The organism is Ralstonia sp. 25mfcol4.1 (genome assembly GCF_900104095.1).
GTDB lineage: Bacteria > Pseudomonadota > Gammaproteobacteria > Burkholderiales > Burkholderiaceae > Cupriavidus.
Genome location: NZ_FNJO01000011.1, coordinates 95,966 through 120,227 on the forward strand (window position 1 = coordinate 95,966; position 24,262 = coordinate 120,227).

The following is a 24,262-nucleotide window of genomic DNA, read 5'->3' on the forward strand; positions in this document are numbered from 1 at the left end:
CCGTGGCGAAACAGCCAGGCGCGGCGTGCGGCCCCGGCGGCGCTTACATGCGATAGGTGAACGACAGCATCGCGGTACGGCCCGTGCCCGGCACCGACCGGCCGCCGTCCGACTGGATCAGCGCATCGTAATACTTCTTGTCGAAGATGTTGAACAGATTCAGGCGCACGTCGTACCTGGGCTGGTGGTAGGCGATCATGCCGTCCCAGCGCACGAAGCCGCCAACCTGCACCGTATTGGTATTGTTGGCATAGCGCTGTGACATGTAGAACGCCCCGCCGCCCACTTCCCAGCTTGGCAGGATGGAATAGCTGGTCCATGCCGTGGCCGTGTGCCTGGGTGTGTTGGTCGGCACCATGCCCTGCGTGCCGGCCGCGATACCGCTCTTGATCTCGGCATCCAGGTACGTATAGCCCGCGAACACCTGCCACTTCGGCGTGATGCGGCCGGTCACGCCGGCACGGAAGCCATCCACCTGGATCTTGCCGGTCAGCGCGTACGTGGTGGTGTCGATCTGGCTGCGCGCGTTGTCCTTGGTGATGCGGAAGATGGCCGACGTCACCGACAGGTTGCCGCTCATCAGATCCCACTTGCCGCCCGCCTCGTAGGCCTTGTTCTTCTCGGGGTCCAGCGACTGCTGCCCCACCGTGCCGACCAGCTGTTCCAGCGACGGGTTGAACGACGTGCCGTAGGAAATGTAGTACGACTGCGTCTCGGTCGGCTGCCAGATGCCGCCCAGGCGCACGCTGGTGAAGTGGACGTCCTGGCTGGCGTTGGGCAACGCCGTGCTGCCCGATGTGTTGCCGGAATTGACCGAGTTGCTGATGCTGGCGATGTACTTGTCGTAGCGCAGGCCGGCCACCGCCTTCCATTGCTTCGAGAACTCGATCGAGTCGTTGGCGTAGACGGCCACGGTGTTGGCCGAGCCGCCCTGCAGGTTGCCGGTGCGGGTGGCCACGCTGCCCGGCGAATCCCGATACGGCGGATCGATGACCGGCGTGCAGGCGACGAAGCCGGACGTGCCCGTGGCCGGGTTCAGTGCCGTGCTGCCGCAGCTGCCATTGCGGTAGTAGTTCTGGTTGTTGTAGCCGTCGTGGCCCAGTTCCAGGCCGGTCAGCAGCGTGTGCTTGACCGGGCCCGTGTCGAATTTCGCGGTCAGCTCGGTCTGGTTGAATATCGAGTAGTCGCGGATGTTGCGGTCATGGCTCTGCTGGCGCACGTACAGCTGCGACAGCGGCAGGTTGGTGCTGGTCAGCGCGGTAAATGCGCCGGCGGCATTGATCGATCCCACCGCATTCGGCGCGGTCTCGCGCGCATCGGTTTCCACATAGTTGAATGCCGTGACGTTGCGCAGGCGCAGGTTGGGCGAGAACTTGTGATCGATGGCGCCGTTGAGCGACACGATGTTCTGGCGCGTGCGGTCGTTGTTGAAGCCGTAGTACGTATTGCGATCGACGTTGACCGGATGGCCGTTGATGGCGGGCAGGCCGTAGTCGGGCATGTCCTCGTTGTGCTGGAGCAACGCCGACAGGGTGATCTCCGTCGAGGTGCCGATGCCGAAACGCCACGACGGCGCGATGCCGAAATCCTGCACCGTCATCTCGTCGCGCGTGCTCGGCTTGCCGTCCTGGGCCATGGCCGAGATGCGGAAGGCCGAGGTATCGCCAGTGGGCGTGTTCACGTCGGCCGTGGCCCGCACCAGGCCGTTGGTGGTGACCGATCCGGTGACCTCGGTGGCGGCCTGCAGCTTGGGTTTCTTGGTGACCTGGTTGATCACGCCGCCCGTGGACCCGCGCCCGAACAGCATCGACGACGGGCCCATCAGCACTTCGACCTGGTCCAGCGCGAAGGTGTCGCGGTAGTACTGGCCGCGATCGCGGAAGCCATCCAGGTAGATGTCGGTGCGCGCCGAGAAGCCGTTCAGGTTGATGTTGTTACCGATCTGGCCGCCCTCGGCGCCGCCGATGGTGATGCCGGGCACGTTGCGCAGCGCATCGGCCAGCGAGCTGGCGCCTTGCGATTCCATCAGCGCCCGGTTCACGATCGTCACCGATTGCGGCACATCGCGCAGGTCGGCCGGCAGCTTCGATAGCTGGCTGCCGGTGGGATTGAAGTCGTCACGTGCGGTGGAGCCCTGGACCGTCACCGCGCGCAGCGTCTGCGGCACGGATTCGCCCTTTTGCGGCGTCGATTGGGCGGTGGAGGGGGCAGGGGCTGGGGCGGGCGCTGCGGGCGCCTGTTGCGCCGGCTGGGCGGCTTGCTGCGCGAAGACGGCGGGTGCGGCAAAGAGGGCCACCAGCGCGGTGGCCACAGGGGTGCGACGGAGCATTGTCAGTTCCAGTGCGCCCCGTACTGCCGGGCCCTTTACCGGCTTCACCACCGGGGCTAAATGTTCGGGCGATCGGCAATATAAATAGGAACCATTCTCGTTGCAATCGCGTTGCGTGGCGATCACAGACACGCTGCCGCGCACTCAGATGTCTGCAAAATCAAACATATCAACCTGCGTCGCGCACCGCGCAGGGCAGTGATACGCACATTACTTCGGCGATGTGGCAAATCTGACAGCGCCGCGCACCATGCAAACGGCCCGCATGTCGCGGGCCGTTTGCAGACATATGACCACCCGGGCGGGTGATGTCATCCAAAAAGTTTCGTATGGGCCGATTCGCCGGCCTGCGGCGGGGCCGCTGGCCGACCATTGGCCCCGTCCATTGCTGCCGGTCAGTCGGCCGTCATATTGGCGTTCTTGGCGATACGGCCAAGACGTTCGCGCTCCGACTTGATGAAGGATACGAAGCTCTCCACCGAACCACCGGCCGGCTCGATCCCGTTCTGGATCAGGCGCTCGCGAATCTCGGGGTTTTGCATGCCGGCGCTCAGCTCGGCATTGAGCTTCTTGATGATCGCGGGATCGGTGCCCTTCGGTGCGAAGATGCCGGCCCAATGGCCGATGCGCACTTCAGGCAGGCCCTGCTCGGCGGTGGTGGGGATGTTCGGTGCGGCGGGCATGTGCTTGTCCCACGTCGCACCCAGCGCCTTGAGCTTGCCGGCCTTGATCTGCGGCAGCACCACGATCGATGCCTCGGACGTGGCGGCCACCTGGTTGCCGATCACGGCAGTGATGCTCTCCGAGCCGCTCTTGTACGGCACCACGGTCAGCTGCGCACCTTTTTCCTTAAGCATTTCTTCAACGAAATGCGGTGTGCTGCCGCTGCCGGCGGTGGCAAATGGCACGCCACCCTGCTTCTTCGAATACTCGATCAGTTCCTTCACGTTGTTCACCGGCAGCGACGGCGATGCCACGATCACCGACGGGCTCACCCCGATCAGGCCCACGGGCACCAGGTCGTCCGGCTGGTAGGGCATCTTCGTGCGGATCAGGCTGTTGGTGACGGTGCCCACGGCGCCCACCAGGAACGTGTAGCCATCGGGCTTGCTCTTGGCCACGTAGTCGGCTCCGACGATGCCGCCGGCACCCGGACGGTTCTCGATCACCACGGGCTGGCCAATCCGCTTGCTGACGGCCTCGGCACCGGCACGAGCCACGAGGTCATTGGCGCCACCGGCCGTGAACGGCACGACAAACTTGATCACATGGTTGGGCCAGGCATCGGCAGCGTGGGCGGTGGTGGCGATCAGCGAGGTGGCGGCGAGCGCCAGGGCCAGCGTGCGGCCGCGAGGGGACAAATGCATGCTCAGTCTCCGGTAGTTGTTGTAAAGAGGATCGGGGATCCATCTTACCGAAGGAAGCTGTCAGTTTGCTGAATGGCGCGGGTGGCGTCGTTCTTGCTGCGCTTTCCTGTACCGCCCGTGCGGCGCTCTTGCGCTGGCAGGAAGCGCGGCGCACGGGCGATGGCATCAGAACGTCACTGCTGGCGCACCCAGGTCTGTGTCCGGCCGATCAGGCTGATGCCGATGAAGCCGCGCACGTTGAGTTTCCTGCCATCGTCGGCCATCGACATCTTGCACTTGTAAAGCTTGCCGGTCTCGGGGTCCAGGATCTCGCCGCCGCTCCATTCGTTGTCGCCGGTCTTGCGCAATCCGGTAAGCAGCGTCATGCCGATGATGGGCTGGTCCTTGCGTGCGTCGGTGCATTTGTCGCACACCTTGGGCGGGCCTTCGGACGGTACCAGGCTCTTCACGAGCTTGCCGCTATACACGCCATCCTTCTCGGCAATCTCGATCACGCCGCGCGGCTTGCCGGTGGCGTCGTCGATCGTGTGCCAGGTGCCCGCCGGGGTGGCTTGCGCCATCGCCAATGCGCTGGCGGTGAGTGCGGCGGCGAACGCGGCGGCACGGGCGGTATGGCGAAGCAGGGCGCGGGGGTCGGTCATGCGCATGAAGATCTCCAGGTCAGTGTCGCGATGGCGGATTCGCCAGGTCGCGGCGCGGGTTATGTCCGGTCGGTAAGGTTGCAGCCAGCCTGCAGGTCTGACACGCAAGTCGTACACGACGTGCAGGATGCCGGCTTCCGGTCAGCACGATTGCAACGGTCCACAATGAACCGCGTGCCGCGCTGGCCGGCATCAGCATCGCGCGACGCCAATCTACTGGCGCGCGTCGTTCGCTGCAATCTCCCGCCTCCGTTTGCGTACGCACCAGAGCGTACCGCAGCATCCCCTGCAATCGCCCGCCTGGCGGCGGCTGGCCTCGATTTTGTCCTGCAACAAGCACCGCGCGGGAAGCGTACCCGAGACATTCCTCTAGCCGGCCGGCCCGTGGCGCAAGCGCGCCACACCCGAGCGCACCACCGGTGCCGGATGCACGGTCGCCCCGTGTTGCAGGCGACGCGGGCGTACTGACTGCGCGGCAGCGGTGACGGCATCGGTAGGAACCCGAATGCGCGCATCGACAGCAGCTCAATGATCGTGCCTGGGGGATGGTTGACATGGCAGCGGGTTGGCGGCGGCGACCGGCGCATCGAACGATGGGCAACCGGTGCATGCTGACCGATGCGACGCCGCCGCGCACGGTGAATCGATGGCAAGCGCAACGGTTGTCGCGGCGACGGTGGCGCATGGCGATCGTCGGTCCGCACGATGGACCAACCGCCCGACCGACGACACGACGCGCGATGCGATGCCGGACGAGCGCGGCAGCGCTACCGACAGTTCGCACGCGCTCCGACACATCATCCATCGCACGACTGAGGTCAAAACGCGGGTGTCGATACGTGTCGAAGAGAGAAACCGTTGCGTAGGCGCATCACTCTTTCGTCGTGCTCGCGCAACTGTCTGATCGACGCACGCGAGACTCACCGACGCATCGACGTGACCGTCGCACGATCGGCTTTTGGAAGGGGGCGCGTGCGTCTTGCCAAGGCACTGGCGTGAGACCGCCGAAGTCCGCGATCACGCTGTGCGATGCCACGGCGCGGCGCGCTGCCGCGCAACTGCGTGTGTGTCGGAAAGCCAATATTTACGCGGGTTTCCAGTCAGCACCGATCCGTGCGAAGCGTCACCGTGATGTCGTGCATCGGCGTGCGGCGCAGGCGGTCGGACAGCGCGCGCGCAGGGTGCGAACGCACGTTGTGCAGTCGTGTCGTCGGCTGTTCTTCGACCATCGAAACACACGCGTGATGGAACTTCATTTGGTGTGCGCGCGTCTCGATGAGAGAGCGTATCGATGGTGTCGTGATCGGAGTGCGCGCGTGAATTAGATCGATTCGTTCTTGCGCGCAAGTTTTTTTGCACTTTTTTCTTAACATCATCGAACAAACGAATTATGATTCGCCTTGACAAGAGTCTCACTTCATTGCATCGATGTGTTTGACGAAGCGGGCGTCGCAAGAAGGCAAGCAAGAAGCAACGATGACGCGATGCTTCGTCGCAGTGAATGCGGGTAGCCGAGGAGCACCAGAACTTTGACGCAGACCGGGCCGATCAGGCTTCTTACAACGCGTGCAGTCTCCTGTAGCCCAGTGACGGGATGGGCAAGCTACCCCCGTAGGATTGCCGGCTGCAGTGCGCGAGGCCAAGCCCGTGCTGCAGGCTTGCTGACCGATATCTCCTCTATTCAGGCTGCGCGCCGACACGATGGGCGGCGCGGGCCAGTCGAATATTCCAGGGCACGGCATGCCCCGGAAATCCGCCCGGACGCTGGCTTTGCAGCCAGCGCGCGGATTTTGCGCTGCCGTGAAAACACCGCGCTGCGCGACACGGGTCGCGCCGGTATCCCTGCCACCGAATTCATTAGCGTGCGGTTCAAGCTGTCGTGCGCCGATGAATCGCTCGCTCGATTGGGGCATGCATCCATGCGCCTCGGATCGGTCGGGTCGTCCATTTAGGTCATTCGATATTTCACGCTAGTGAAGGAGTTATCCATGGCAACTGCTGCAAAGAAAAAGCCGGCCGCCAAGAAGGCTGCCAAGCCGGCCGCCAAGAAGGCCGCTGTGAAGAAGGTCGCCGCCAAGAAGGCAGCGCCGGCCGCCAAGAAGGCTGCTGTGAAGAAGGTTGCTACGAAGAAGGTAGCCGCCAAGAAGGCTGCTCCGGCTGCCAAGAAGGCCGCTGTGAAGAAGGTTGCCGCCAAGAAGGTCGCAACCAAGAAGGTCGCCGCCAAGAAGGCAGCACCGGCCAAGAAGGCTGCAGTGAAGAAGGTTGCCGCCAAGAAGGTTGCAACCAAGAAGGTCGCCGCCAAGAAGGCAGCACCGGCCAAGAAGGCCGCAGTGAAGAAGGTTGCCGCCAAGAAGGCAGCGCCGGCCAAGAAGGCTGCGCCCGCCAAGAAGGCCGCTGCTGCCAAGAAGCCGGCTGCGAAGAAGGCTGCTGCAAAGCCTGCCGCGAAGAAGGCTGCTGCGAAGCCTGCTGCCAAGAAGGCCGCTGCCAAGCCGGCTGCGAAGCCTGCTGCAAAGAAGGCTGCCGCCAAGAAGCCGGCTGCCCGCAAGGCTGCCAAGCCCGCTGCAGCGCCTGCCGTTGCACCGGCTGCTGCCGCACCCGCCAAGACCGCGCTGAACCCGGCAGCGGCCTGGCCGTTCCCGACGGGCAACCGTCCGTAATTGCCTCGCCTTCGTGCGAGCGATCACAACCGGGAAACGCCTGGACACGCATCGCGTGCCACACTGACCGGATACGCGGTATCCGGTCTGCAAGACAGCAAGTCTTGCCAACCCGCCGACGGCATCCGTGCCCGGCGGGTTTTTTATTGGCCGCGAGCACGGAGACGGCCGCGCCAAATGAAAAACGCCGCGGCCCAAGGGCACGCGGCGTTTCTTTCTGACAGATGTGTAATGTTTTCAGTGCGAGACGCGTGTCACGCCTCCCGAAGACAGCAGGCGAACCCGGTCGCCGGGGCGGAACACCTCGTCGGCTTCCTGGGTGATGGCGCGCATGTCGCCGTCTTCCAGCTGAACCGTGATCTCCAGGCCGCGGCGCTGCGTGATGCGGTTCTCTGCCGCGCTGCCGGCAATGCCGCCAAGCACGGCGCCCAGCAGGCCAGCGGCCACAGAGCCTCCACCGCTGCCGATGGTGCTGCCCGCCGCGACCCCGCCGATGGCGCCCCCGGCAAGCGTGCCGGCGCCCGTTGAGCCGCCCTGGATCATGACTTCGCGCACGCCCTGGACCACGCCATAGCGCACGGTCTGCTCGCGTTGTGCCTGGCCCGGTGCGTAGACGCTGCCGGAATTGGAGTAGTTGGCACAGCCGCTGACCAGCGCCACGGTAGCCAGCACTGCGACACCGCCGATTCGAAGGATCTGATTCATCGCAACTCCCGTCTGAATGCCGCGCCCTTCGTCGTCGTCCGGTGTGCGCGGTTCACCGTTTCATCTTAGGCGTATTGGTAACCGAACGCCGCCGCAAAGCGGCTGCCGATCTCCTCGCGCGAAATCCAGTGGTTCTGGGGGCCTTGCTGGGCAATCTTGAGCGCACCCATCAGCGAGGCGAGGCGGCCGGTGGTTTCCCAGTCCATGCCCTGCTCGATGCCGTAGAGGAGGCCGCCGCGGAAGGCGTCGCCACAGCCGGTGGGATCCACCACGCGCTCGGCCTGCACGGCCGGGATGGCGTACTGCTGGCCATCGGCAAAGATGCTGGCGCCCCGTTCGCCGTGCGTCACGATGAACGCGCGCACCTTGGCGGCCACTTCGGCGCTGGTCCAGGCGGTGCGGGACAGCATGACCTGTGCTTCGTAGTCATTGACCGTCACGTAGCTGGCGAGTTCAATGAACGCCCGCAGGTCCTCGCCGTTGAACAGCGGCATGGCCTGGCCCAGGTCGAAGATGAACGGAATGCCCGCATCGGCGAACTGCTGTGCGTGGTGCAGCATGCCTTCGCGGCTGTCCGGGGCCACGATGCCCAGGGCCGGGCGCTTGCCCGCGCCAAGCGCGTCCTGCACGCTGTTGACCTGCGACTGGCCCATGGCGCCCGGGTGGAATGCGGTGATCTGGTTGTTGTCCAGATCGGTCGTGATCATCGCCTGCGCCGTGAACGTGTCGGGCAGCGTGCGGATATGGTCGGTGGCAATGCCGAGGTCGCGCAGGTACTGCAGGTACGGGCCGGCGTCCTGGCCCACGGTGGCCATTACCACCGGATCGCCGCCCAGCATCTTGAGCGTGTAGCCGATGTTGCCGGCGCAGCCGCCGAACTCGCGCCGCATGCCCGGAACCAGGAACGAGACGTTCAGCATGTGGATCTGGTCCGGAAGAATGTGTTCACGGAACCGGCCGTCGAACGTCATGATGGTGTCGTAGGCGACGGAACCGCAGATCAGGCTGGACATCTCTTCTCCAAATGGCCCGGCGAGGGGCCGCAACAGATACGTTAAATAATTCCGCCCGTGCATGACGGGCGGAAACGCTTGTACTACTGTGTTCTACCGCACAGATTATTTCAGTGCAGCCAGAGCAGCGTCGTAATTCGGCTCCTGCTTGATTTCCGGCACCAGCTCGCTGTACTTCACGGTGTCGTTCTCGTCGACCACCACCACGGCGCGCGCGCAGACGCCGGCCAGCGGGCCGCTCTTGATATCCACGCCATAGGCGTTCTTGAAGTCGGCGCCGCGCATCGTCGACAGCGTCACCACATTGGTCAGGCCTTCGGCGGTGCAGAAGCGCCCCATGGCGAACGGCAGGTCGGCCGAGATGGTCAGCACCACGGTGTTGGCCAGGCTGCTGGCAGCCTCGTTGAACTTGCGTGCCGACGCCTGGCAGACGGGCGTGTCCAGGCTCGGGACGATGTTCAGCACCTTGCGCTTGCCCGCGAAGTCAGCCAGCGTCACGTCCTTCAGGTCTTTGCCGACCAGCGTGAAAGCCGGTGCCTTGTCGCCAGCATGGGGAAACTTGCCGCCAACTTCGATGGCGTTGCCGCCAAGGGTCACATTGCTCATGGTTGCTCCTGTCAGAAAAGTACAGCCCGCCGGCCCGGTGCATTGCCGGCCGGCGGGCGAGGGGGGCGATGGAATTCAGGGGTAGAAGATCAGCACGCGGTAATTGGCAGCCGCCTGCTGTGTCCGGAATCGTACCCGAACCGGCAGCTCGCTGCCCGCGCGCAGGCCCGTGGCCGCAAAGCCGCGCTGGACGGGCTCCAGGTACTCGGCCGGCAGCAGCACGCGGCGCAGCAGCAGCTGGTCCTGCAGATCGGTCATGACAAGCTCGATCGCCGGCAGCGCCGTGGTGGCGCGTCCCTGGTTGCGCAGGGTGACCGCCAGCAGATAGACGTCGCTGGCCTCGTCCTGCTTCTGCAGTTGCGAACTGTCGATGCGCAGCGCGTCGAGGTCGCGCCACGGCGGCACATCGCAGCCAAGCGGTGCGCAAGCCGCCTCAAGTAACGGACGCAGCACCGGCATGCTGCCGGCAATCTGGCTGCGGGCCAGGTAGACGCCCTGCACCAGGATGCCGAGGCCCAGCACGATGACCGCCGCGCGCATCCAGGTGCGCCGGTTGCCGGGCACCGAGACCTTCACGCCGGGGGCGCGCGCCTGTTCGCGTTCGCGCGTATGGCGCAGGAAATCGGGCGCGAAGACCGGCCCGCTTGCTGCCGTGCCCGCCGATGCGGATGGCGACCGCGCGGCGGCCCCGGGCTGGTTCAGCCAGTGGCGCGTGGCGGTTTCGCGTGCCACGGCGTCTGGGGTGCCATCGCGCAACGTGACGCCGAGGTCGTGTTCGATGACGTCCTTGGCCTGTGCGGCCCAGGCTTCGGCCTCGGGATCGGCGGGATCCTCCGCGCGCAGGAAGCCGCTGGCACTGGGCACCGGATCGGCCTGCGGGAACGGTCCGGGCGTGGGCAATGCATCGGCCGACTCATGGGCCGCATCCGATACATCAGGCGCGGCCTCGGCGTGCTCGTCGCCCGACACCGGATCGGCGTCCGGAGATTCTTCAGTCGGGGACGTCTGGGGCGTTGCGGCACCGGTGTCGGCCATGGGCCGGGTCGACGGTGCATCGGCCGGGCGCAGCGGTGGCCAGCTGGCCTTGGCGCTGTATGCGCCGTAGGGCGGCATGCCCGACGGGTTGGTCGGCGCGAAGGCCGCAGCCGGGTCCAGCGATGAGTGCGAGGCCTGCGATGCGCGGGCCGCCGGCGATGGGGTCCGCACCGGCTCATCGTCGAATGCCGAATGATTGAGCGTCGGCCACGACGCGGGCGGATCGGTCAGCGGGGGTTCCGCCTCCGGCGCGCTGTCGGCGGATGCAGTGGCCGATGCAGTGGCCGATGAAGTGGCCGATGTATTGGACACCGGCTCACCCTCGGCCCCGGGCATTTCGGTCCCGACGACGGGCGCCTCGGCAGACGCCTCGGTGCGCGCCTTGGTGGGCGCTTCGATTGCCGCTTCCGCAGCCGCCGGCGAGACCGCAGGCGGCAGGCCGGCTTCGAGGTCGGCCGGGAGGTCGGGTTCGACGTCGACATCGGCGCCTTCGACATCGGCGCCTTCGGCATCGGCAACGGGTTCCGCGCCGCGCGCCGCAGTGGCTTCCTGATGCGCTTCCTGACGGGCTTCCTGACGCCCATCGTGCCGGGCTTCCTGACGCCCTTCCTCACGCCCTTCCTCACGCCCTTCCTCACGCCCTTCACCGGCGACCCTGGCGGCGTCAGTCTCCTGCGCCGGCGCCACTTCATCGGGCGGCGGCTCCGACATCATGGTCGTCGGCGAATCGAGCGCGGGCACTTCGTAGCCCGGATCAAAGCCCGGGTGGAATGGGGCATCGCTTTCGCGGGCGCGGGCCGTCGCCTGGGTCTGCTCGGCATGAGCCAGCGCGGCCGCCATCGTCACGGCTGCGGCGGGCGATGCGGTCGATGCGGTCGATGTGGCCGATGGGGCCGATGAGGCCGACGTTGCGGCCGGCGCGGGCACCTCGATCAGGTGTTCGCGTGCATCGAAGACGGTATCGCATTGTCCGCAGCGGACCAGACCCTGGCGCAGCCGCAGCTGATCCGCAACGAGCCGGAACGCGGTGCGGCAGGCCGGGCAGCGCGTGACGAGCTTGGCGGCGGCCATGATGACGAATCAGGAACGGTTGGCCGTCAACGGGCGCGTGCCGTGCAGGCACACCCAGCCTTCCTCGCTGCGCCAGACCGACATGGCCAGCCACGGCGCGTAGGCGGCAGCGACTTCATCGGCCTGCCGTTCGAGCACGCCGGACAGCACCAGCCGGCCGCCGGGGCGCACACGCGCCGACAGCATCGCGGCCATCAGCTTGAGCGGATTGGAAAGAATATTGGCCACTACCAGGTCGTAGGTGGCGTCGGACACCGACGCCGGCAGCGCGAAGCTGGCTTCCACGTGGTTGCGTTCGGCGTTGTAGCGCGATGCCTCGACGGCGTTCGGATCGATGTCGATGCCGATGGTTTCGCCCGCGCCGAGCTTCTTCGCCACGATGGCCAGGATGCCCGATCCGCAGCCGTAGTCCAGCACGGTCTCGCCGGCCTGGACGTTCTGCTCCAGCCACTGCATGCACAGGCGCGTGGTCGGATGGCTGCCCGTGCCGAAGGCCAGCCCCGGATCGAGTTCCAGGATCACCGCGTCGGGCTCCGGCGCGTCATGCCACGACGGCACGACCCAGATCTTCTCGCCCACGCGGATCGGTTCGAATTGCGACTGGGTCAGGCGCACCCAGTCCTGGTCTTCCACCGAGCGCAGCACGAATTGCGGCACGGGATCGACCTTGAGCGCGTTTGCGGCAGCGGTCACCACCAGCGCGGGGTCGGTCTCTTCGTCGAAGAGCGCCACCACGCGCGAGCGGTTCCACGCCAGCCGCGTCGGCTCCAGCCCGGGCTCTCCAAAGAGCGGTTGCTCGTCGGGCGTATCGGCGTCGGCGTCTTCCACCGATACCGACAGCGCGCCGAGGTCGAACAATGCATCGGACCAGGCTTCAGCCTGATCCTGCGCAATTTCGATCACACATTCCTGGAATGCCACGGGTTTCCTTTTGACTGCAAAGCCGGCCGCTCAGGCCCCGCGTCAGGGTTTTTCGCCCTGTGCGTTGGCCTTCTGGGCCAGGCGGTGTTCAAGATAATGGATGCTGGTGCCGCCTTCCACGAAGTTGGCGTCGAGCATCAGTTCGCGGTGCAGGGGCACGTTGGTCTGGATGCCGTCCACCACCATCTCCGACAGCGCGATGCGCATGCGGGCGATGGCCTGGTCACGCGTGGCGCCGTACGTGATGATCTTGCCGATCATCGAGTCGTAGTTGGGCGGCACGAAGTAGCCATCATACGCGTGCGAGTCCACGCGGACACCGGGGCCGCCGGGCATATGCCAGGCGGTGATGCGGCCCGGCGACGGCGTGAACTTGAACGGGTCCTCGGCGTTGATCCGGCACTCGATCGCGTGGCCGCGCAGTTCCACGTCCTTCTGGCGGTAGCGCAGCTTCTCGCCGTAGGCGATGCGGATCTGTTCCTGCACGATGTCGATGCCCGTGATCATCTCGGTGACCGGGTGCTCGACCTGCACGCGCGTGTTCATCTCGATGAAGTAGAACTCGTTGTTCTCGTACAGGAATTCGAACGTGCCGGCGCCACGGTAGCCGATCTTCTTGCAGGCATCGGCGCAGCGGTCGCCGATGCGCTCGATCAGGCGGCGCGGAATGTGCGGCGCCGGCGCTTCCTCGATCACCTTCTGGTGGCGGCGCTGCATCGAGCAATCGCGCTCGCCCAGCCAGATGGCCTGCTTGTGCTGGTCAGCGAGGATCTGGATTTCCACATGGCGCGGGTTCTCGAGGAACTTCTCCATGTAGACCTCGGGGTTGCCGAAGGCGCGGCCCGCTTCCTCGCGCGTCATGTTGACGGCGTTGATCAGCGCGGCCTCGGTATGCACCACGCGCATGCCACGACCACCGCCGCCGCCGGCGGCCTTGATGATGACCGGGTAGCCCACGCGGCGCGCGGTGGCCAGGATTTCCTTGGGATCGTCGGGCAGGGCGCCTTCCGAGCCCGGCACGCACGGCACGCCGGACTTGATCATGGCCTGCTTGGCCGACACCTTGTCGCCCATCAGGCGGATGCTGTCGGACGTCGGGCCGATGAACACGAAGCCGGACTTTTCCACGCGCTCGGCAAAGTCGGCGTTTTCCGACAGGAAGCCGTAGCCGGGGTGGATTGCCTGGGCGTCGGTGACTTCGGCGGCCGAGATGATGGCCGGCATGTTCAGGTACGACAGCGGCGACGGGGCCGGGCCGATACAGACGGCTTCGTCGGCCAGCTTGACGTACTTGGCTTCCTTGTCGGCTTCCGAGTACACCACCACGGTCTTGATGCCCAGCTCGCGGCAGGCGCGCTGGATGCGAAGGGCGATTTCGCCGCGGTTCGCGATCAGAATTTTTTCAAACATGGTCTCTCTCTGCGAGAACAGGGGCGGGCCCGCGCACGCCAGGGTGGCGCACCGGGCCAACGCATGCGGCAGGGGCCTTTCGGGGGCCCGCCTGCCGCGTCAGCCGGCTGACGGCTTAGCCGATCACGAACAGCGGCTGGCCGTATTCCACAGCCTGGCCGTTTTCGACGAGGATTTCCTTGATCACGCCAGCCTTGTCGCACTCGATCTCGTTGAGCAGCTTCATGGCTTCGATGATGCAGACGGTCTGGCCTTCCTTGACGGTATCGCCCACGTTGACGAACGGCGCGGCGCCCGGCGACGGTGCGCGGTAGAACGTGCCAACCATCGGCGACGTCACGACGTGGCCGGCCGGCAGTTGCGGGGCGGCTTCGGCAGCGGCAGCCGGGGCGGCGGCGCCGGCCACGGGCGCGGCAGCACCGGCGGCGGCGGGCAGGGCCTGGAACTGGGGCATGGCAACCGGCGCCAGCACCTGCGGCGGTTGCTTGACGATGCGAACCTTGCCGTCGCCCTCGGTCACTTCGAGCTCCGAAATGCCGGATTCGGCCACCAGGTCGATCAGCGTCTTCAGCTTGCGCAGGTCCATCTTCTTATCCTCCAGAATCGGGTTGTCCGGTCACCTTCATGTCAGGGAAGGCGACGGCGGCGGTCAGTCATTATTGATTTGGCCTGCCACGCAAACGTGCCAGGCCGCGGTTTTCTCACGCTTGCAGAGGCGGTGCGGGTGCTAGCTGTCCTGTTCCTGCGCCAGCGCGTATTCCAGCGCCAGCAGGTAACCCTGCCAGCCCAGGCCGCAGATCACCCCGATCGCCTGATCGGAAAAATACGAGTGATGACGGAACGGCTCGCGGCGGTGCACGTTGGACAGGTGAACCTCGACAAAGGGAATTGCCACGCCGGCCAGCGCATCGCGCAGCGCCACGCTGGTATGCGTGAAGGCCGCGGGATTGATGATGACGAGATCTACCCCTTCGCCGCGCGCGGCATGAACGCGATCTACCAGGGCGCCCTCATGATTGGACTGGAACGTGTCCAGCCCGATGCCTGCGGACGCCGCGCGTTTTGCCAGCGCATCGTTGATGTCGGCCAGCGTGGTATGTCCGTAGGTCTGCGGCTCGCGCGTGCCCAGCAAATTCAGGTTCGGACCATGCAGAACCAGCACTTTGCGGTAGCGGGCGGAGCGGCTGACGGTAGGGGTGGAAGACACGGCGGCTCGACCAGTTCAACGAAATTGCGCGGAGATTACCGTAGCTTAGAGGGATTTGTCTAGCACGGGATACAAGCCCCGATGTCGCCCTTAAGACATGCCTGACCGAAAAAGCGCAGTTTCAGGCGCAAAACCGGTTTGGATGTGAGTTTGCACGCGCGTTGGCGTTCGATCCCATGGTTTTGGGCGAAGATCAGCTCAAATTCCTGTCAGTTGCTTATCCGTGCGGTGCCGGAGGCTCAGGCGCCCGGCAGTTCCTTGCGGAGTTCGTCGGCATGGACGCGGCCCATCTTGCGGTATTTCACGCCACCTTCGGGGGTGATGATCACCGTGTAAGGCAGCCCGCCCTGTGCATTGCCGAAGCTCTTGGCCAGTTCGGTGCCGGTGAAGCCGGCCACGGCGAGCGGATAGTTGACAGGGACTTTCTTGAGGAATTCCTGGATGTTGCTTGCGGAATCGATGCCGATGCCGACGAATTCGACGTTTCGCTTCGCATATTCGCCATGCAGCGCGGTCAGCTCGGGCATCTCTTCCACGCACGGGCCGCACCAGGGCGCCCAGAAGTTGACCACCAGCGTTTTGCCCCGAAACTTCGACAGGTCGAGTTCAGCGCCCGAAGGATCGGGCATTTTTGCCTGAAACAGCGATTCCACGGCCTGGTCTGACGCCTCTTTGGGGGCCAGCGCGAAGTTCGCCACCAGGACGCCGGCGGCCGCGGCCACGATGGCCACGACGATCCAGATGAGCAGGGATGAGCGGGGGGCAGGTGTGGAACCGGGCGTCGAAGCAGTCATGGTTGGGTGACGTTGGTGGCAGTTCTATATAGATAGGGCGATTGGGCCGGCGTGGACCCGATCGGGCATCAGTCGTCGCCGGCCTCGCCTAGCAGGGCGCGGACGGCGTTGGCGTCGGCGCGGACCACGCGGCCGCTGGCGTCGGCCCGCGCCGCGCCGCGTTCGTCGTCGGCATCATACAGCGCGATGTGGACGCCCACCGGGGCGCCCAGCGTGGCCCGGACCTCGCCGGCCAGCTGGCGCGCTTCGCGCAGGGCCGGCCACTGACCGCGCCACAGGAAGCTCAGGGTCTCCACATCGGTCCGCCCGGCGAAGTGCCGGCTCTCGCTGGTCTCGAAATCGACTCCGGCATTGAGCAGATGGAGCGCCACGTCCTTGGGGCTGTCGCAGAAGCACTGTATATAGACGTCGGAATGTTCGGTGGCCGTGCCGTTGAGCACCGCGCCCACCAGGTAGGGCCGGAACGGGGCCAGGTCGCCCATGGCCAGCAGCGCCAGCTGGCGCAGCAATGCCAGGATGCGTGGCTGCTCCTCGCTGTGGAACAGCGCCTGGTAGGCCCGCACCTCCTCTTCGATCATCTCGTTGTCGGGCAGCCATTCGCCGGCCACCCGCAAGTCGCCCAGCAGCTGGCGCGCGGCCTTGCGCTTGGCGGTGGCGTAATCGGCGCCATCTTCGGCGATCATGCGCGCGGCGGCCTGGGCGATTTCCTCGCGCAGGCGGCCGGGGTCGGAGGGGGTACGTCTGGACATGGTGTCGATGATACCCGCATGGCCGGACAACGAAGTCTGTGGCACGGTGGCGCAGCCGGGGAACCCGCCGCATGCAGGTACAATCAGAGCCTTCTTTCCAGTGCCGCGCGGCCCGGCCGCGGCGGCCCCACGCTTTCCCGAAGCTCCCATGCATATTCATATCCTTGGCATCTGCGGTACGTTCATGGGCGGCCTTGCGGTCCTGGCGCGCCAGGCCGGTCACCGCGTGACCGGCTGCGACGCCAATGTCTATCCGCCGATGAGCACCCAGCTCGAAGCCCAGGGCATCGACCTGATCGAAGGATTCGATCCGGAGCAACTGTCGCTGAACCCCGACCTGTACGTGATCGGCAACGTGGTGTCGCGCGGCAACCCGCTGATGGAAGCGATCCTGGACCGCAACCTGCCGTACGTGTCGGGCCCGCAATGGCTGGGCGAACACGTGCTGAACGGCAAGTGGACGCTGGCGGTGGCCGGCACGCATGGCAAGACCACCACCACGTCGATGCTGTCGTGGCTGCTCGAGGATGCCGGCTACAACCCCGGCTTCCTGGTGGGCGGCGTGCCGCAGAACTTCGGCATCTCGGCCCGGCTGACGGAATCGGACTTCTTTGTCATCGAGGCCGACGAATACGACACCGCCTTCTTCGACAAGCGCAGCAAGTTCGTCCACTACCGCCCGCGCACGGCCATCCTGAACAACCTGGAATACGATCACGCCGACATCTTCCCCGATCTTGCGGCGATCGAGACTCAATTCCATCATCTCGTGCGTACGGTGCCGGGTCAGGGCCGCCTGGTCGTGAATGGCAACGAGCCGGCGCTGGCCCGCGTGCTGGAGCGCGGCTGCTGGAGCGAGGTGGAGCAGTTCGGCATGGGCGACTGGCGCGAGGGCGATGCCCGCACGCCCGCGCCGGCCGGCAAGGACGCCTTCGACGTGTACTTCCGCGAGGCACTGCAAGGCACGGTCGTCTGGGACCTGCAGGGCACGCACAACCGCATGAACGCGATTGCCGCGATTGCCGCCGCGCGCCACGTGGGCGTGCCGCCGGCCCAGGCCATCGAGTCGCTGGGCCGCTTTGCCAACGTCAAGCGCCGCATGGAAGTGCGCGGCGTGGCCAACGACGTGACGGTCTATGACGATTTCGCGCATCACCCCACCGCCATCCAGACCACGCTCGACGGCCTGCGCCGCCGCGTGGGCAACGCCCGCATCCTGGCCGTGCTGGAGCCGCGCTCCAACACGATGAAGCTGGGCGTGATGGCTGCCCAGCTGCCGGCCAGCCTGGAGGCCGCCGACCTGGTGTTCGGCTACGGCGCGCCGGCTGGCAAGGATGCCCTGGGCTGGAACCTGGGCGAGGCACTGGCGCCGCTGGGCGACAAGGCCGCGGCCTTCGACGACCTGGGCGCGCTGGTCGCGGCGGTAACTGCCGCCGCGCGCCCCGGCGACCAGGTGCTGGTGATGAGCAACGGCGGCTTCGGCGGCGTCCACCAGAAACTGCTCGACGCCATCAAGGCCCGCGCCTGACTACGGTAGGACATCACATGCTGCTGTACCTGCACGGTTTCCGGTCTTCGCCGCAGTCGATGAAGTCGCGGCTGGTGCAGGACCGGATGCGCGCCTGGGGCCTGGAAAAGTATTTCGCCTGCCCGATGCTCAATGTGTCGCCGTCCGAGGCGATTGCCCAGGCGGAGGCCACCATCCGGGGTGCCCGCGCGGGCGGCGAGGCCGACATCGCCATCGTCGGGTCGTCGCTGGGCGGCTTCTACGCGCGCTGGCTGGCCGAAAAGCATGGCTGCCGCGCCGTGCTGCTGAATCCGGCGATCCATCCGTGGACCGATCTGGAGACATACCTGGGCGAGCAGCCGCTTTACCACGGCGGCGGCTCGGTCGTGGTGCGGCCCGAGCATCTGCAGGAACTGCTGGCACTGCGCGTGGACGCCATCACGCGGCCCGAACGCTATTACGTGCTGGCGGCCACGGGCGACGAGGTGCTGGACTATCGCGAGATGGTCGAGGCCTTCCCGGGCGCCAACATCCGCATCATCGAAGGCAGCGATCACGGCATCAGCGAATTCGAGGACTACGTCGACGAAGTACTGGCCTTCTGCGGCTATGTACCGGGCGGAAAACTCCAGGTATGACGGGCGGGAGCGGCCTCATGGGCCTGCGCGCCGCCTGGCACGCCCACCTGCCGCATGACGCGGCCATTCCGCTGAACCAGCGGCGCTGGATTGCCGGCGAGGGGTCGCTGACCGCCCGCTTGATGTCGGCATCGTCGCGCTTCCGTGTGCAACGGCTGGCGCAGGCGCCCCAAATGCCGTTTGCCGACGAATGGCAGGCGCTGGGCCTGATGCGCCCGGTACCGGCCATCACGCGCGAAGTGCTGCTGATCTGCGACGAAGTGCCGGCGGTCTTCGCCCATACCATCGTCGATCCATACCGGGCGCGGCGCGACTGGCCGTTCCTGCGCGGGCTGGGCAACCGTCCGCTGGGTGGCGCGCTGTTCGTGGACCCGCGCGTGCGACGCGATCCGTTCCAGTTCGCGCGGCTATCGATCAACCACCCGCTGCGCCAGGCGCTGCAGCGGGTGTTGCCGGCGTTTGCGTCGGTGCCGATGCTGCCCGCGCGGCGCTCGGTATTCCGGCGCGGCGGCGGCGCCATGCTCGTGACGGAGGTCTTCCTGCCAGACCTGCTCACGCGCGCGGCGCCTGCCAACATTGGCGCGGGCGGCACCAGACTGCCCCGCCGTATCGACACACACAGCAAGGAAGAGAGACAAGCATCATGAAACTGGAAGGACGGGTCGCCATCATCACCGGCGCAGCTGCCGGTATCGGGTTTGCCACGGCGGAGCGATTTGCCGCCGAGGGCGCGAAGCTGGTGCTTTGCGATGTGAACGAATCGCGCGTGCGCGAGGCCGCCGACAGGCTGGCCGCCACGGGCGCCAGCGTCGACGCGCACAAGGTCGATGTGACCAGCCGCGACCAGGTGGATGGCGTGGTGGCGGCCACGCTGGCGCGCCATGGCCGCATCGACATCCTGGTCAACAACGCCGGCATCACCAAGGACGCGCGGCTGGCCAAAATGACCGAAGCGCAGTTCGACGCCGTGATCGACGTCAACCTCAAGGGCGTGTTCCATTGCGCGCAGGCCGTGGCCGCTGTCATGACGGAGCAGGGCAAGGGGGTGATCCTGAACGCGTCGAGCGTGGTCGGCCTGTACGGCAACTTCGGCCAGACCAACTATGCGGCAAGCAAGTTCGGGGTGATCGGCTTCACCAAGACCTGGGCGCGTGAGCTGGGCCCGAAGGGCGTGCGCGTGAACGCGGTGTGCCCGGGCTTCGTGAACACCGAGATCCTGCAGAGCGTGCCGGAAAAGGTGCTGGACGGCATGAAGGAACACTGCTGGATGCGCCGCCTGGCCGAGCCGGCGGAGATCGCCGCCATCTACGCGTTCCTGGCCAGCGACGACGCAAGCTACGTGAACGGCACGACGATCGAGGCCAGCGGCGGCATGTCGCTCTGACCCCACGGGCCCCTGCCGGCCTTTTCTGGTCCGGGAGTGCCGCCGTTGCCGCAAGGCGGGGTGCGGTATCATCCCGGGTCGTATATCCGCCCGGACCGCGCGTGCTTTGCGCGCTGTAGCGCACTTCGCAACGACGTGTCCCGGCACTTCTGAAAGTATCGATCCATGCAGTTGCTGTTCGAAGAAGGCGGCGAGATTCGCGCCGGCACCGTACTTGCCCAACAGGGCGAGGCCTACCAGGTCGAGTTGCCTGCGGGCAAGCGCACCAAGGTCAAGGCCAAGGACGTGCTGCTGCAGTTTGCCCAGCCAACGGCAACCGAAATGGTGCGGCAAACCGGCGAGCTGACCGCCGAGATCGATCTCGATTTCCTCTGGGAATGCGCGCCGGCCGAGGAATTCGGCTTCGGCGAGCTGGCTGCCGAGTACTACGGTGCCGATGCCGGCGCCGTGCAGCAGGCCGCCCTGGCCATGGCGCTGCATGGCAATCCCGTCTATTTCCGCCGCAAGGGCCGCGGCCGCTACATGCGCGCCCCGGAAGACCAGCTCAAGGCCGCGCTGGCGGCGGTGGAGCGCAAGAAGCAGCAGCTGCTGGTGCAGGCCGAGTACGAGGAACAGCTCAAGGCGCGCAAGCTGCCCGACGCGTTCCGGGGCAAGGTGCTGCAGTTGCTGTTCAAGCCGGACAAGAACAGCCTCGAATTCAAGGCCATGGATGCCGCCTGCACCGCGCTGGGCATGACGCCGATGCGGCTGATGGTGGCGGTGGGCGGCGTGGAAAGCCCGCGCGCGCTGCACGAGGCCAAATTCCTGGCCGACTGCTTCCCGAAAGGCACCGGCTTCCCCGACGTGGAAGTGCCCGATCCGGCGGGCGACCTGCCCGTGGCCGATGTCCAGGCATTCTCGATCGACGATGTCACGACGACGGAAATCGACGATGCGCTGTCGGTGACGCGCATGCCCGACGGCAAGCTGCGCGTGGGCATCCACATCGCGGCGCCGGGGCTCGGGTTCAAGCGCGGCGAGCCGCTCGACGCCATCGGGCGCCAGCGGCTGTCCACCGTGTATTTCCCGGGCGACAAGATCACGATGCTGCCCGACAGCGTGGTGGACAAATACACGCTGCAGGAAGGTCGCACCTGTCCGGCCGTGTCGCTCTATGTGACGGTGGACATGGACGGCATCGATGGCGTGACCATCCTCGGCAGCGAAACGCGCGCCGAACTGGTGCCGATTGCCGCCAACCTGCGTCACAACCTGCTGGAAGACGTGGTGACCGAGCAGGCACTGGCGGCCGGCACGGGCGACTACCCGTTCCGCGAGGCGCTGACCGAGCTGTTCCGGCTGGCCAACTACCTCCATGACGAGCGCCAGAAGGCGCGCCTGGCCAGCGGCCTGCGTCCGGAAACGCACAACCGCGCGGACTTCAATTTCTATATCGACCCCCTGCCGAACGGCGGCGAGCGGGTGCGCATCGAGCAGCGCCGCCGCGGGTCGCCGCTGGACAAGATCGTGGCCGAGCTGATGATCCTGGCCAACAGCACATGGGGCAAGCTGCTGGCCGATCACGGCGTGCCGGGCATCTATCGCACGCAGAAGGCCTGGGGCATGCACCGCACGCGCATGCAGACCTATCCGGCGCCGCACGAGGGCCTGGGCGTGGCGCAGTACGCGTGGAGCACCTCGCCGCTGCGGCGCTACGTTGACCTGGTCAACCAGTGGCAGATCCTGGCGGTGGCCCAGCATGGCGTCACAGCCAAGCTGGTGGCGCCGTTCAAGCCGAAGGACGCCGACCTGCTGGCGGCCGTTGCCGATTTCGAGGGCACCTATGCCGCCTATGCCGACCACCAGTCGACCATGGAACGCTACTGGTGCCTGCGCTGGCTGGCCCAGGAGGGCCGTGACAAGCTGATGGCCACCGTGCTCAAGGACGGCGCGGTGCGCTTCACCGAGATTCCGCTGGTGACGCGCGTGCCGGAACTGGCGCAGGCCAACCGCGGCACCCAGGTACTGCTGGAAATCGCGTCGACCGACGAGATTTCGCTCGACGTATCGTGCCGCGTGCTGGAAATCTTCGCCGGTGAGGGCGAGGTGCCCGAGGAAGAGCTCGAAGGCGACAGCGACGAAGGCGACGACGACCTGGCCGAGGTTTCGGCCGAGGCCGCGGCCGACGCGGCTGCCGAGGACGCCTCGGAAACCGCCGCGGAGGGTGGCGCCAGCCCGGAGGCCGGCCAGGACGGCGACGATGCGTCGGCGCCACGCGACACCGGCACCAACCCCCCCGCCTGAGTCCTTCGGTAAACGGGGCGGCTCCCGTACAATCGGAATCGGTTCCGGCCCCCTCCGCCGTGGGGTGGCCGGCTTTCGAGCGAGCCCCCATACCGACCGTCCCAGGTTCCTGATCCATCGTGAACGCCGTTCTCCCTGCTCCCCGCCACGCGCATCTGCGCGACCGGTGGCAATCCAGCAACACGCTGGTCAAGGCGCTTGTCGTGTCCGTGGCCATCCACGCGGTGCTGCTGATGGTGCGGATCGCCGCGCCGGAGGTGTTCGAGATCAAGCGTTCCGATCCGCAGCTGGACGTGGTGCTGGTGAACTCGAAGTCCGCCGAGAAGCCGCGCAACCCGACCGTGCTGGCGCAGGCCAACCTCGACGGCGGCGGCGACCACGATGCCCAGCGTGCTACCACGCCGCTGCCGGCGCAGACCGAATCGAAGGAAGGCGACCTCGTCAGGCTGACGCAGCGCCGGCTCCAGGAGCTTGAAGAAGAGCAGCGCCGGCTGATGACGCAGGCCCGCGAGGCCGCGCCGTCCGTGCGCAGCCAGCCCGTGAAGCCGGGCGAGCAGCGCACCGATACCCCGACGCGCGGGCAGGACGACCGCACGTCCACCGACGAGATGGCCAAGCTCGAAGCCGAGATCGGCCGCAACCTGGAGCACTACGCCAAGCGGCCCAAGCGCATGCAGCTGACGGCCACCAGTGCCCAGGGGGTGGACTATGCCCAGTATTACGACCGCCTGCGCCGCAAGATCGAGGCGCGCGGCACGAGCGACTTCCCGCAGAAGAACGGCAAGCCGCTCTATGGCCAGCTGATCCTGGTGATCAACGTGAACCGCCAGGGCAAGCTGGGCTACAACCGCGACGGCTATAACGTCGAGTCGATCGACGTGGCCAAGAGTTCGGGTGACCCCGCGCTGGACCGCCAGGCCGTGGCCATTGTCCGCGCCGCTGCACCATTCGGCGCCTTTACGCCCGAGATGCAGGCGAAGCAGGACATCCTCGAAGTCATTTCCACTTTCAAGTTCACGCGCAGCGGGCTCGACGTCCGCCTGCAAGGACGCTGATGACCGCAGAACAGCAATCCGCCGACCGCTATGTCGTGGTGGGCAACCCCGTATCGCACAGCCGCTCGCCGGCCATCCATGCCGCATTCTCGCGTCAGACCGGCGAAGCCATCCAGTACGATCGCCTGGAGGCGCCGCTCGACGCGTTTGCCGACACCGTGCGCAAGTTCCTGGCCGACGGCGGCCATGGCTTCAACGTGACCACGCCGTTCAAGCTCGAGGCCTATGACCTGGCGGATCGCCTGACGCCGCGCGCGGAAGCCGCCGGCGCGGTCAACACGATGTGGATCGAGGACGGCCTGATCCACGGCGACAACACCGACGGCGTGGGCCTGGTGCGCGACATCCAGGACAACCTCGACGTCCTGCTGGAAGACAAGCGCATCCTGGTGCTGGGCGCCGGGGGCGCAGCCATGGGCGCGCTGCTGCCGCTGATCGAATGCCGCCCTGCGCGGATCGTGGTGGCCAACCGCACGGCGCAGAAGGCGAGCGACGTGGTCGAGCAGTTCGTGGAAGCGGCCGACCAGTACGGCGTGGAACTGTGGGCTGGCGGTCTGGACGCGCTGAGCGCGCTGTCCGAGGACGAAGCGTGCGACGTGGTCATCAACGCATCGGCCAGCAGCCTGCAGGGCGAACTGCCGCCGGTGCCGGAATACCTGCTGGGCGAGGGCGTGCTGGCCTACGACATGATGTACGGCGCCAGGCCGACCGTGTTCCTGGCTTATGCGGCCAAATGCGGCGCCCGCACGTCGGACGGCCTGGGCATGCTGGTGGAGCAGGCTGCCGAGGCGTTCTACAACTGGCGCGGCGTGCGTCCGAGCACCGCCCCGGTCCTGGCCGAGCTGCGCGCCGCGCTGCAGGCCGAAGCGACCCGCTGATCCACGCGCGGA

23 protein-coding genes are annotated in these 24,262 nt (G+C 66.4%); 9 read left to right on the forward strand and 14 right to left on the reverse strand.

Annotated elements, in window-relative coordinates; translation table 11 throughout:
• Positions 1-43 precede the first annotated feature (43 nt).
• From BLQ58_RS19580 to BLQ58_RS29210, 4 genes are all read right to left on the reverse strand, one after another.
• On the reverse strand, positions 44-2,329 hold the full coding sequence (locus BLQ58_RS19580) for a TonB-dependent receptor (protein ID WP_092601335.1): 2,286 nt from the start codon (positions 2,327-2,329) through the stop codon (positions 44-46).
• 395 nt (positions 2,330-2,724) lie between these two features.
• Complete coding sequence (locus BLQ58_RS19585) at positions 2,725-3,696, reverse strand: Bug family tripartite tricarboxylate transporter substrate binding protein (protein ID WP_092601337.1); 972 nt, start codon at positions 3,694-3,696, stop codon at positions 2,725-2,727.
• A gap of 173 nt (positions 3,697-3,869) precedes the next feature.
• Positions 3,870-4,343 carry a DUF2147 domain-containing protein gene (locus tag BLQ58_RS19590; RefSeq protein WP_092601339.1) on the reverse strand — a complete coding sequence of 158 codons (474 nt, stop codon included), beginning with the start codon at positions 4,341-4,343 and terminating at the stop codon, positions 3,870-3,872.
• A gap of 1,094 nt (positions 4,344-5,437) precedes the next feature.
• Positions 5,438-5,593, reverse strand: coding sequence for a hypothetical protein (locus BLQ58_RS29210; RefSeq protein ID WP_175459956.1), 156 nt, complete (start codon positions 5,591-5,593; stop codon positions 5,438-5,440).
• Between the two features lie 402 nt (positions 5,594-5,995).
• Between BLQ58_RS29210 and BLQ58_RS19595 the strand changes: the two genes are divergently transcribed.
• The gene (locus BLQ58_RS19595; RefSeq protein WP_254776026.1) at positions 5,996-6,289 is read left to right on the forward strand and encodes a hypothetical protein; all 294 of its coding nucleotides are present in this window, start codon (positions 5,996-5,998) and stop codon (positions 6,287-6,289) included.
• A gap of 36 nt (positions 6,290-6,325) precedes the next feature.
• Positions 6,326-6,994, forward strand: a complete 669-nt coding sequence (locus BLQ58_RS19600; protein ID WP_092601341.1) for a histone H1-like DNA-binding protein — start codon at positions 6,326-6,328, stop codon at positions 6,992-6,994.
• Between the two features lie 237 nt (positions 6,995-7,231).
• Here the strand turns inward: BLQ58_RS19600 and BLQ58_RS19605 are convergent, their stop codons facing one another.
• The 10 genes from BLQ58_RS19605 to BLQ58_RS19650 all read right to left on the reverse strand — a co-directional run bounded on the left by BLQ58_RS19605 (position 7,232) and on the right by BLQ58_RS19650 (position 16,505).
• Positions 7,232-7,699, reverse strand: coding sequence for an outer membrane lipoprotein (locus tag BLQ58_RS19605; RefSeq protein ID WP_092601343.1), 468 nt, complete (start codon positions 7,697-7,699; stop codon positions 7,232-7,234).
• Positions 7,700-7,764: 65 nt separating this feature from the next.
• The gene (locus BLQ58_RS19610) at positions 7,765-8,712 is read right to left on the reverse strand and encodes a carbohydrate kinase family protein (RefSeq protein WP_092601345.1); all 948 of its coding nucleotides are present in this window, start codon (positions 8,710-8,712) and stop codon (positions 7,765-7,767) included.
• Between the two features lie 105 nt (positions 8,713-8,817).
• Complete coding sequence (gene tpx, locus BLQ58_RS19615) at positions 8,818-9,318, reverse strand: thiol peroxidase (protein ID WP_092601347.1); 501 nt, start codon at positions 9,316-9,318, stop codon at positions 8,818-8,820.
• Positions 9,319-9,393: 75 nt separating this feature from the next.
• Complete coding sequence (locus BLQ58_RS19620; RefSeq protein WP_092601349.1) at positions 9,394-11,424, reverse strand: DUF3426 domain-containing protein; 2,031 nt, start codon at positions 11,422-11,424, stop codon at positions 9,394-9,396.
• A 9-nt stretch (positions 11,425-11,433) separates the two neighbouring features.
• Complete coding sequence (gene prmA, locus BLQ58_RS19625; RefSeq protein ID WP_092601351.1) at positions 11,434-12,345, reverse strand: 50S ribosomal protein L11 methyltransferase; 912 nt, start codon at positions 12,343-12,345, stop codon at positions 11,434-11,436.
• Positions 12,346-12,387: 42 nt separating this feature from the next.
• Entirely contained in the window at positions 12,388-13,755 is a 1,368-nt protein-coding gene (gene accC, locus BLQ58_RS19630; protein ID WP_092601353.1) for an acetyl-CoA carboxylase biotin carboxylase subunit, read from the reverse strand.
• Positions 13,756-13,870: 115 nt separating this feature from the next.
• Positions 13,871-14,341 carry an acetyl-CoA carboxylase biotin carboxyl carrier protein gene (gene accB / locus BLQ58_RS19635; protein WP_092601355.1) on the reverse strand — a complete coding sequence of 157 codons (471 nt, stop codon included), beginning with the start codon at positions 14,339-14,341 and terminating at the stop codon, positions 13,871-13,873.
• A 141-nt stretch (positions 14,342-14,482) separates the two neighbouring features.
• Entirely contained in the window at positions 14,483-14,962 is a 480-nt protein-coding gene (gene aroQ / locus BLQ58_RS19640; RefSeq protein ID WP_066732317.1) for a type II 3-dehydroquinate dehydratase, read from the reverse strand.
• 239 nt (positions 14,963-15,201) lie between these two features.
• Entirely contained in the window at positions 15,202-15,756 is a 555-nt protein-coding gene (locus BLQ58_RS19645) for a TlpA family protein disulfide reductase (protein WP_092601357.1), read from the reverse strand.
• A 68-nt stretch (positions 15,757-15,824) separates the two neighbouring features.
• Entirely contained in the window at positions 15,825-16,505 is a 681-nt protein-coding gene (locus BLQ58_RS19650; RefSeq protein WP_092601532.1) for a UDP-N-acetylmuramate--alanine ligase, read from the reverse strand.
• Positions 16,506-16,653: 148 nt separating this feature from the next.
• Here BLQ58_RS19650 and mpl point away from each other — a divergent pair, with 148 nt between their 5' ends.
• The 7 genes from mpl (at position 16,654) to aroE (ending at position 24,250) form a co-directional block, all read left to right on the forward strand.
• Positions 16,654-18,033 carry a UDP-N-acetylmuramate:L-alanyl-gamma-D-glutamyl-meso-diaminopimelate ligase gene (mpl, locus tag BLQ58_RS19655; protein ID WP_092601359.1) on the forward strand — a complete coding sequence of 460 codons (1,380 nt, stop codon included), beginning with the start codon at positions 16,654-16,656 and terminating at the stop codon, positions 18,031-18,033.
• Between the two features lie 17 nt (positions 18,034-18,050).
• Positions 18,051-18,650, forward strand: coding sequence for a YqiA/YcfP family alpha/beta fold hydrolase (locus tag BLQ58_RS19660; protein WP_092601361.1), 600 nt, complete (start codon positions 18,051-18,053; stop codon positions 18,648-18,650).
• The gene (locus BLQ58_RS19665) at positions 18,647-19,297 is read left to right on the forward strand and encodes a chorismate--pyruvate lyase family protein (RefSeq protein ID WP_092601363.1); all 651 of its coding nucleotides are present in this window, start codon (positions 18,647-18,649) and stop codon (positions 19,295-19,297) included. Before BLQ58_RS19660 ends, BLQ58_RS19665 begins: the two co-directional genes overlap by 4 nt.
• A complete protein-coding gene (gene fabG, locus BLQ58_RS19670) occupies positions 19,294-20,034 on the forward strand; it encodes a 3-oxoacyl-ACP reductase FabG (protein WP_092601365.1) in 741 nt (246 codons plus the stop codon). Before BLQ58_RS19665 ends, fabG begins: the two co-directional genes overlap by 4 nt.
• A gap of 165 nt (positions 20,035-20,199) precedes the next feature.
• Positions 20,200-22,317, forward strand: a complete 2,118-nt coding sequence (locus tag BLQ58_RS19675) for a ribonuclease catalytic domain-containing protein (RefSeq protein ID WP_092601367.1) — start codon at positions 20,200-20,202, stop codon at positions 22,315-22,317.
• A gap of 233 nt (positions 22,318-22,550) precedes the next feature.
• Positions 22,551-23,372, forward strand: coding sequence for an energy transducer TonB family protein (locus BLQ58_RS19680; RefSeq protein ID WP_254776031.1), 822 nt, complete (start codon positions 22,551-22,553; stop codon positions 23,370-23,372).
• Positions 23,372-24,250 (forward strand): shikimate dehydrogenase, encoded by an 879-nt coding sequence (gene aroE, locus BLQ58_RS19685; RefSeq protein ID WP_092601371.1) that lies wholly within the window; start codon positions 23,372-23,374, stop codon positions 24,248-24,250. The genes BLQ58_RS19680 and aroE overlap by 1 nt, the downstream gene beginning before the upstream one ends.
• Positions 24,251-24,262: the final 12 nt, after the last annotated feature.

Excerpts from the sequence above, each read along its gene's own strand:
- BLQ58_RS19580 (WP_092601335.1), bottom strand. The coding sequence starts at position 2,329 with ATGCTCCGTCGCACCCCTGTGGCCACCGCGCTGGTGGCCCTCTTTGCC.
- BLQ58_RS19585 (WP_092601337.1), bottom strand. The coding sequence starts at position 3,696 with ATGCATTTGTCCCCTCGCGGCCGCACGCTGGCCCTGGCGCTCGCCGCC.
- BLQ58_RS19590 (WP_092601339.1), bottom strand. The coding sequence starts at position 4,343 with ATGCGCATGACCGACCCCCGCGCCCTGCTTCGCCATACCGCCCGTGCC.
- BLQ58_RS29210 (WP_175459956.1), bottom strand. The coding sequence starts at position 5,593 with ATGAAGTTCCATCACGCGTGTGTTTCGATGGTCGAAGAACAGCCGACG.
- BLQ58_RS19600 (WP_092601341.1), top strand. The coding sequence starts at position 6,326 with ATGGCAACTGCTGCAAAGAAAAAGCCGGCCGCCAAGAAGGCTGCCAAG.
- BLQ58_RS19605 (WP_092601343.1), bottom strand. The coding sequence starts at position 7,699 with ATGAATCAGATCCTTCGAATCGGCGGTGTCGCAGTGCTGGCTACCGTG.
- BLQ58_RS19610 (WP_092601345.1), bottom strand. The coding sequence starts at position 8,712 with ATGTCCAGCCTGATCTGCGGTTCCGTCGCCTACGACACCATCATGACG.
- tpx (WP_092601347.1), bottom strand. The coding sequence starts at position 9,318 with ATGAGCAATGTGACCCTTGGCGGCAACGCCATCGAAGTTGGCGGCAAG.
- BLQ58_RS19620 (WP_092601349.1), bottom strand. The coding sequence starts at position 11,424 with ATGGCCGCCGCCAAGCTCGTCACGCGCTGCCCGGCCTGCCGCACCGCG.
- accC (WP_092601353.1), bottom strand. The coding sequence starts at position 13,755 with ATGTTTGAAAAAATTCTGATCGCGAACCGCGGCGAAATCGCCCTTCGC.
- accB (WP_092601355.1), bottom strand. The coding sequence starts at position 14,341 with ATGGACCTGCGCAAGCTGAAGACGCTGATCGACCTGGTGGCCGAATCC.
- BLQ58_RS19645 (WP_092601357.1), bottom strand. The coding sequence starts at position 15,756 with ATGACTGCTTCGACGCCCGGTTCCACACCTGCCCCCCGCTCATCCCTG.
- BLQ58_RS19650 (WP_092601532.1), bottom strand. The coding sequence starts at position 16,505 with ATGTCCAGACGTACCCCCTCCGACCCCGGCCGCCTGCGCGAGGAAATC.
- mpl (WP_092601359.1), top strand. The coding sequence starts at position 16,654 with ATGCATATTCATATCCTTGGCATCTGCGGTACGTTCATGGGCGGCCTT.
- BLQ58_RS19660 (WP_092601361.1), top strand. The coding sequence starts at position 18,051 with ATGCTGCTGTACCTGCACGGTTTCCGGTCTTCGCCGCAGTCGATGAAG.
- BLQ58_RS19665 (WP_092601363.1), top strand. The coding sequence starts at position 18,647 with ATGACGGGCGGGAGCGGCCTCATGGGCCTGCGCGCCGCCTGGCACGCC.
- fabG (WP_092601365.1), top strand. The coding sequence starts at position 19,294 with ATGAAACTGGAAGGACGGGTCGCCATCATCACCGGCGCAGCTGCCGGT.
- BLQ58_RS19675 (WP_092601367.1), top strand. The coding sequence starts at position 20,200 with ATGCAGTTGCTGTTCGAAGAAGGCGGCGAGATTCGCGCCGGCACCGTA.
- BLQ58_RS19680 (WP_254776031.1), top strand. The coding sequence starts at position 22,551 with ATGGTGCGGATCGCCGCGCCGGAGGTGTTCGAGATCAAGCGTTCCGAT.
- aroE (WP_092601371.1), top strand. The coding sequence starts at position 23,372 with ATGACCGCAGAACAGCAATCCGCCGACCGCTATGTCGTGGTGGGCAAC.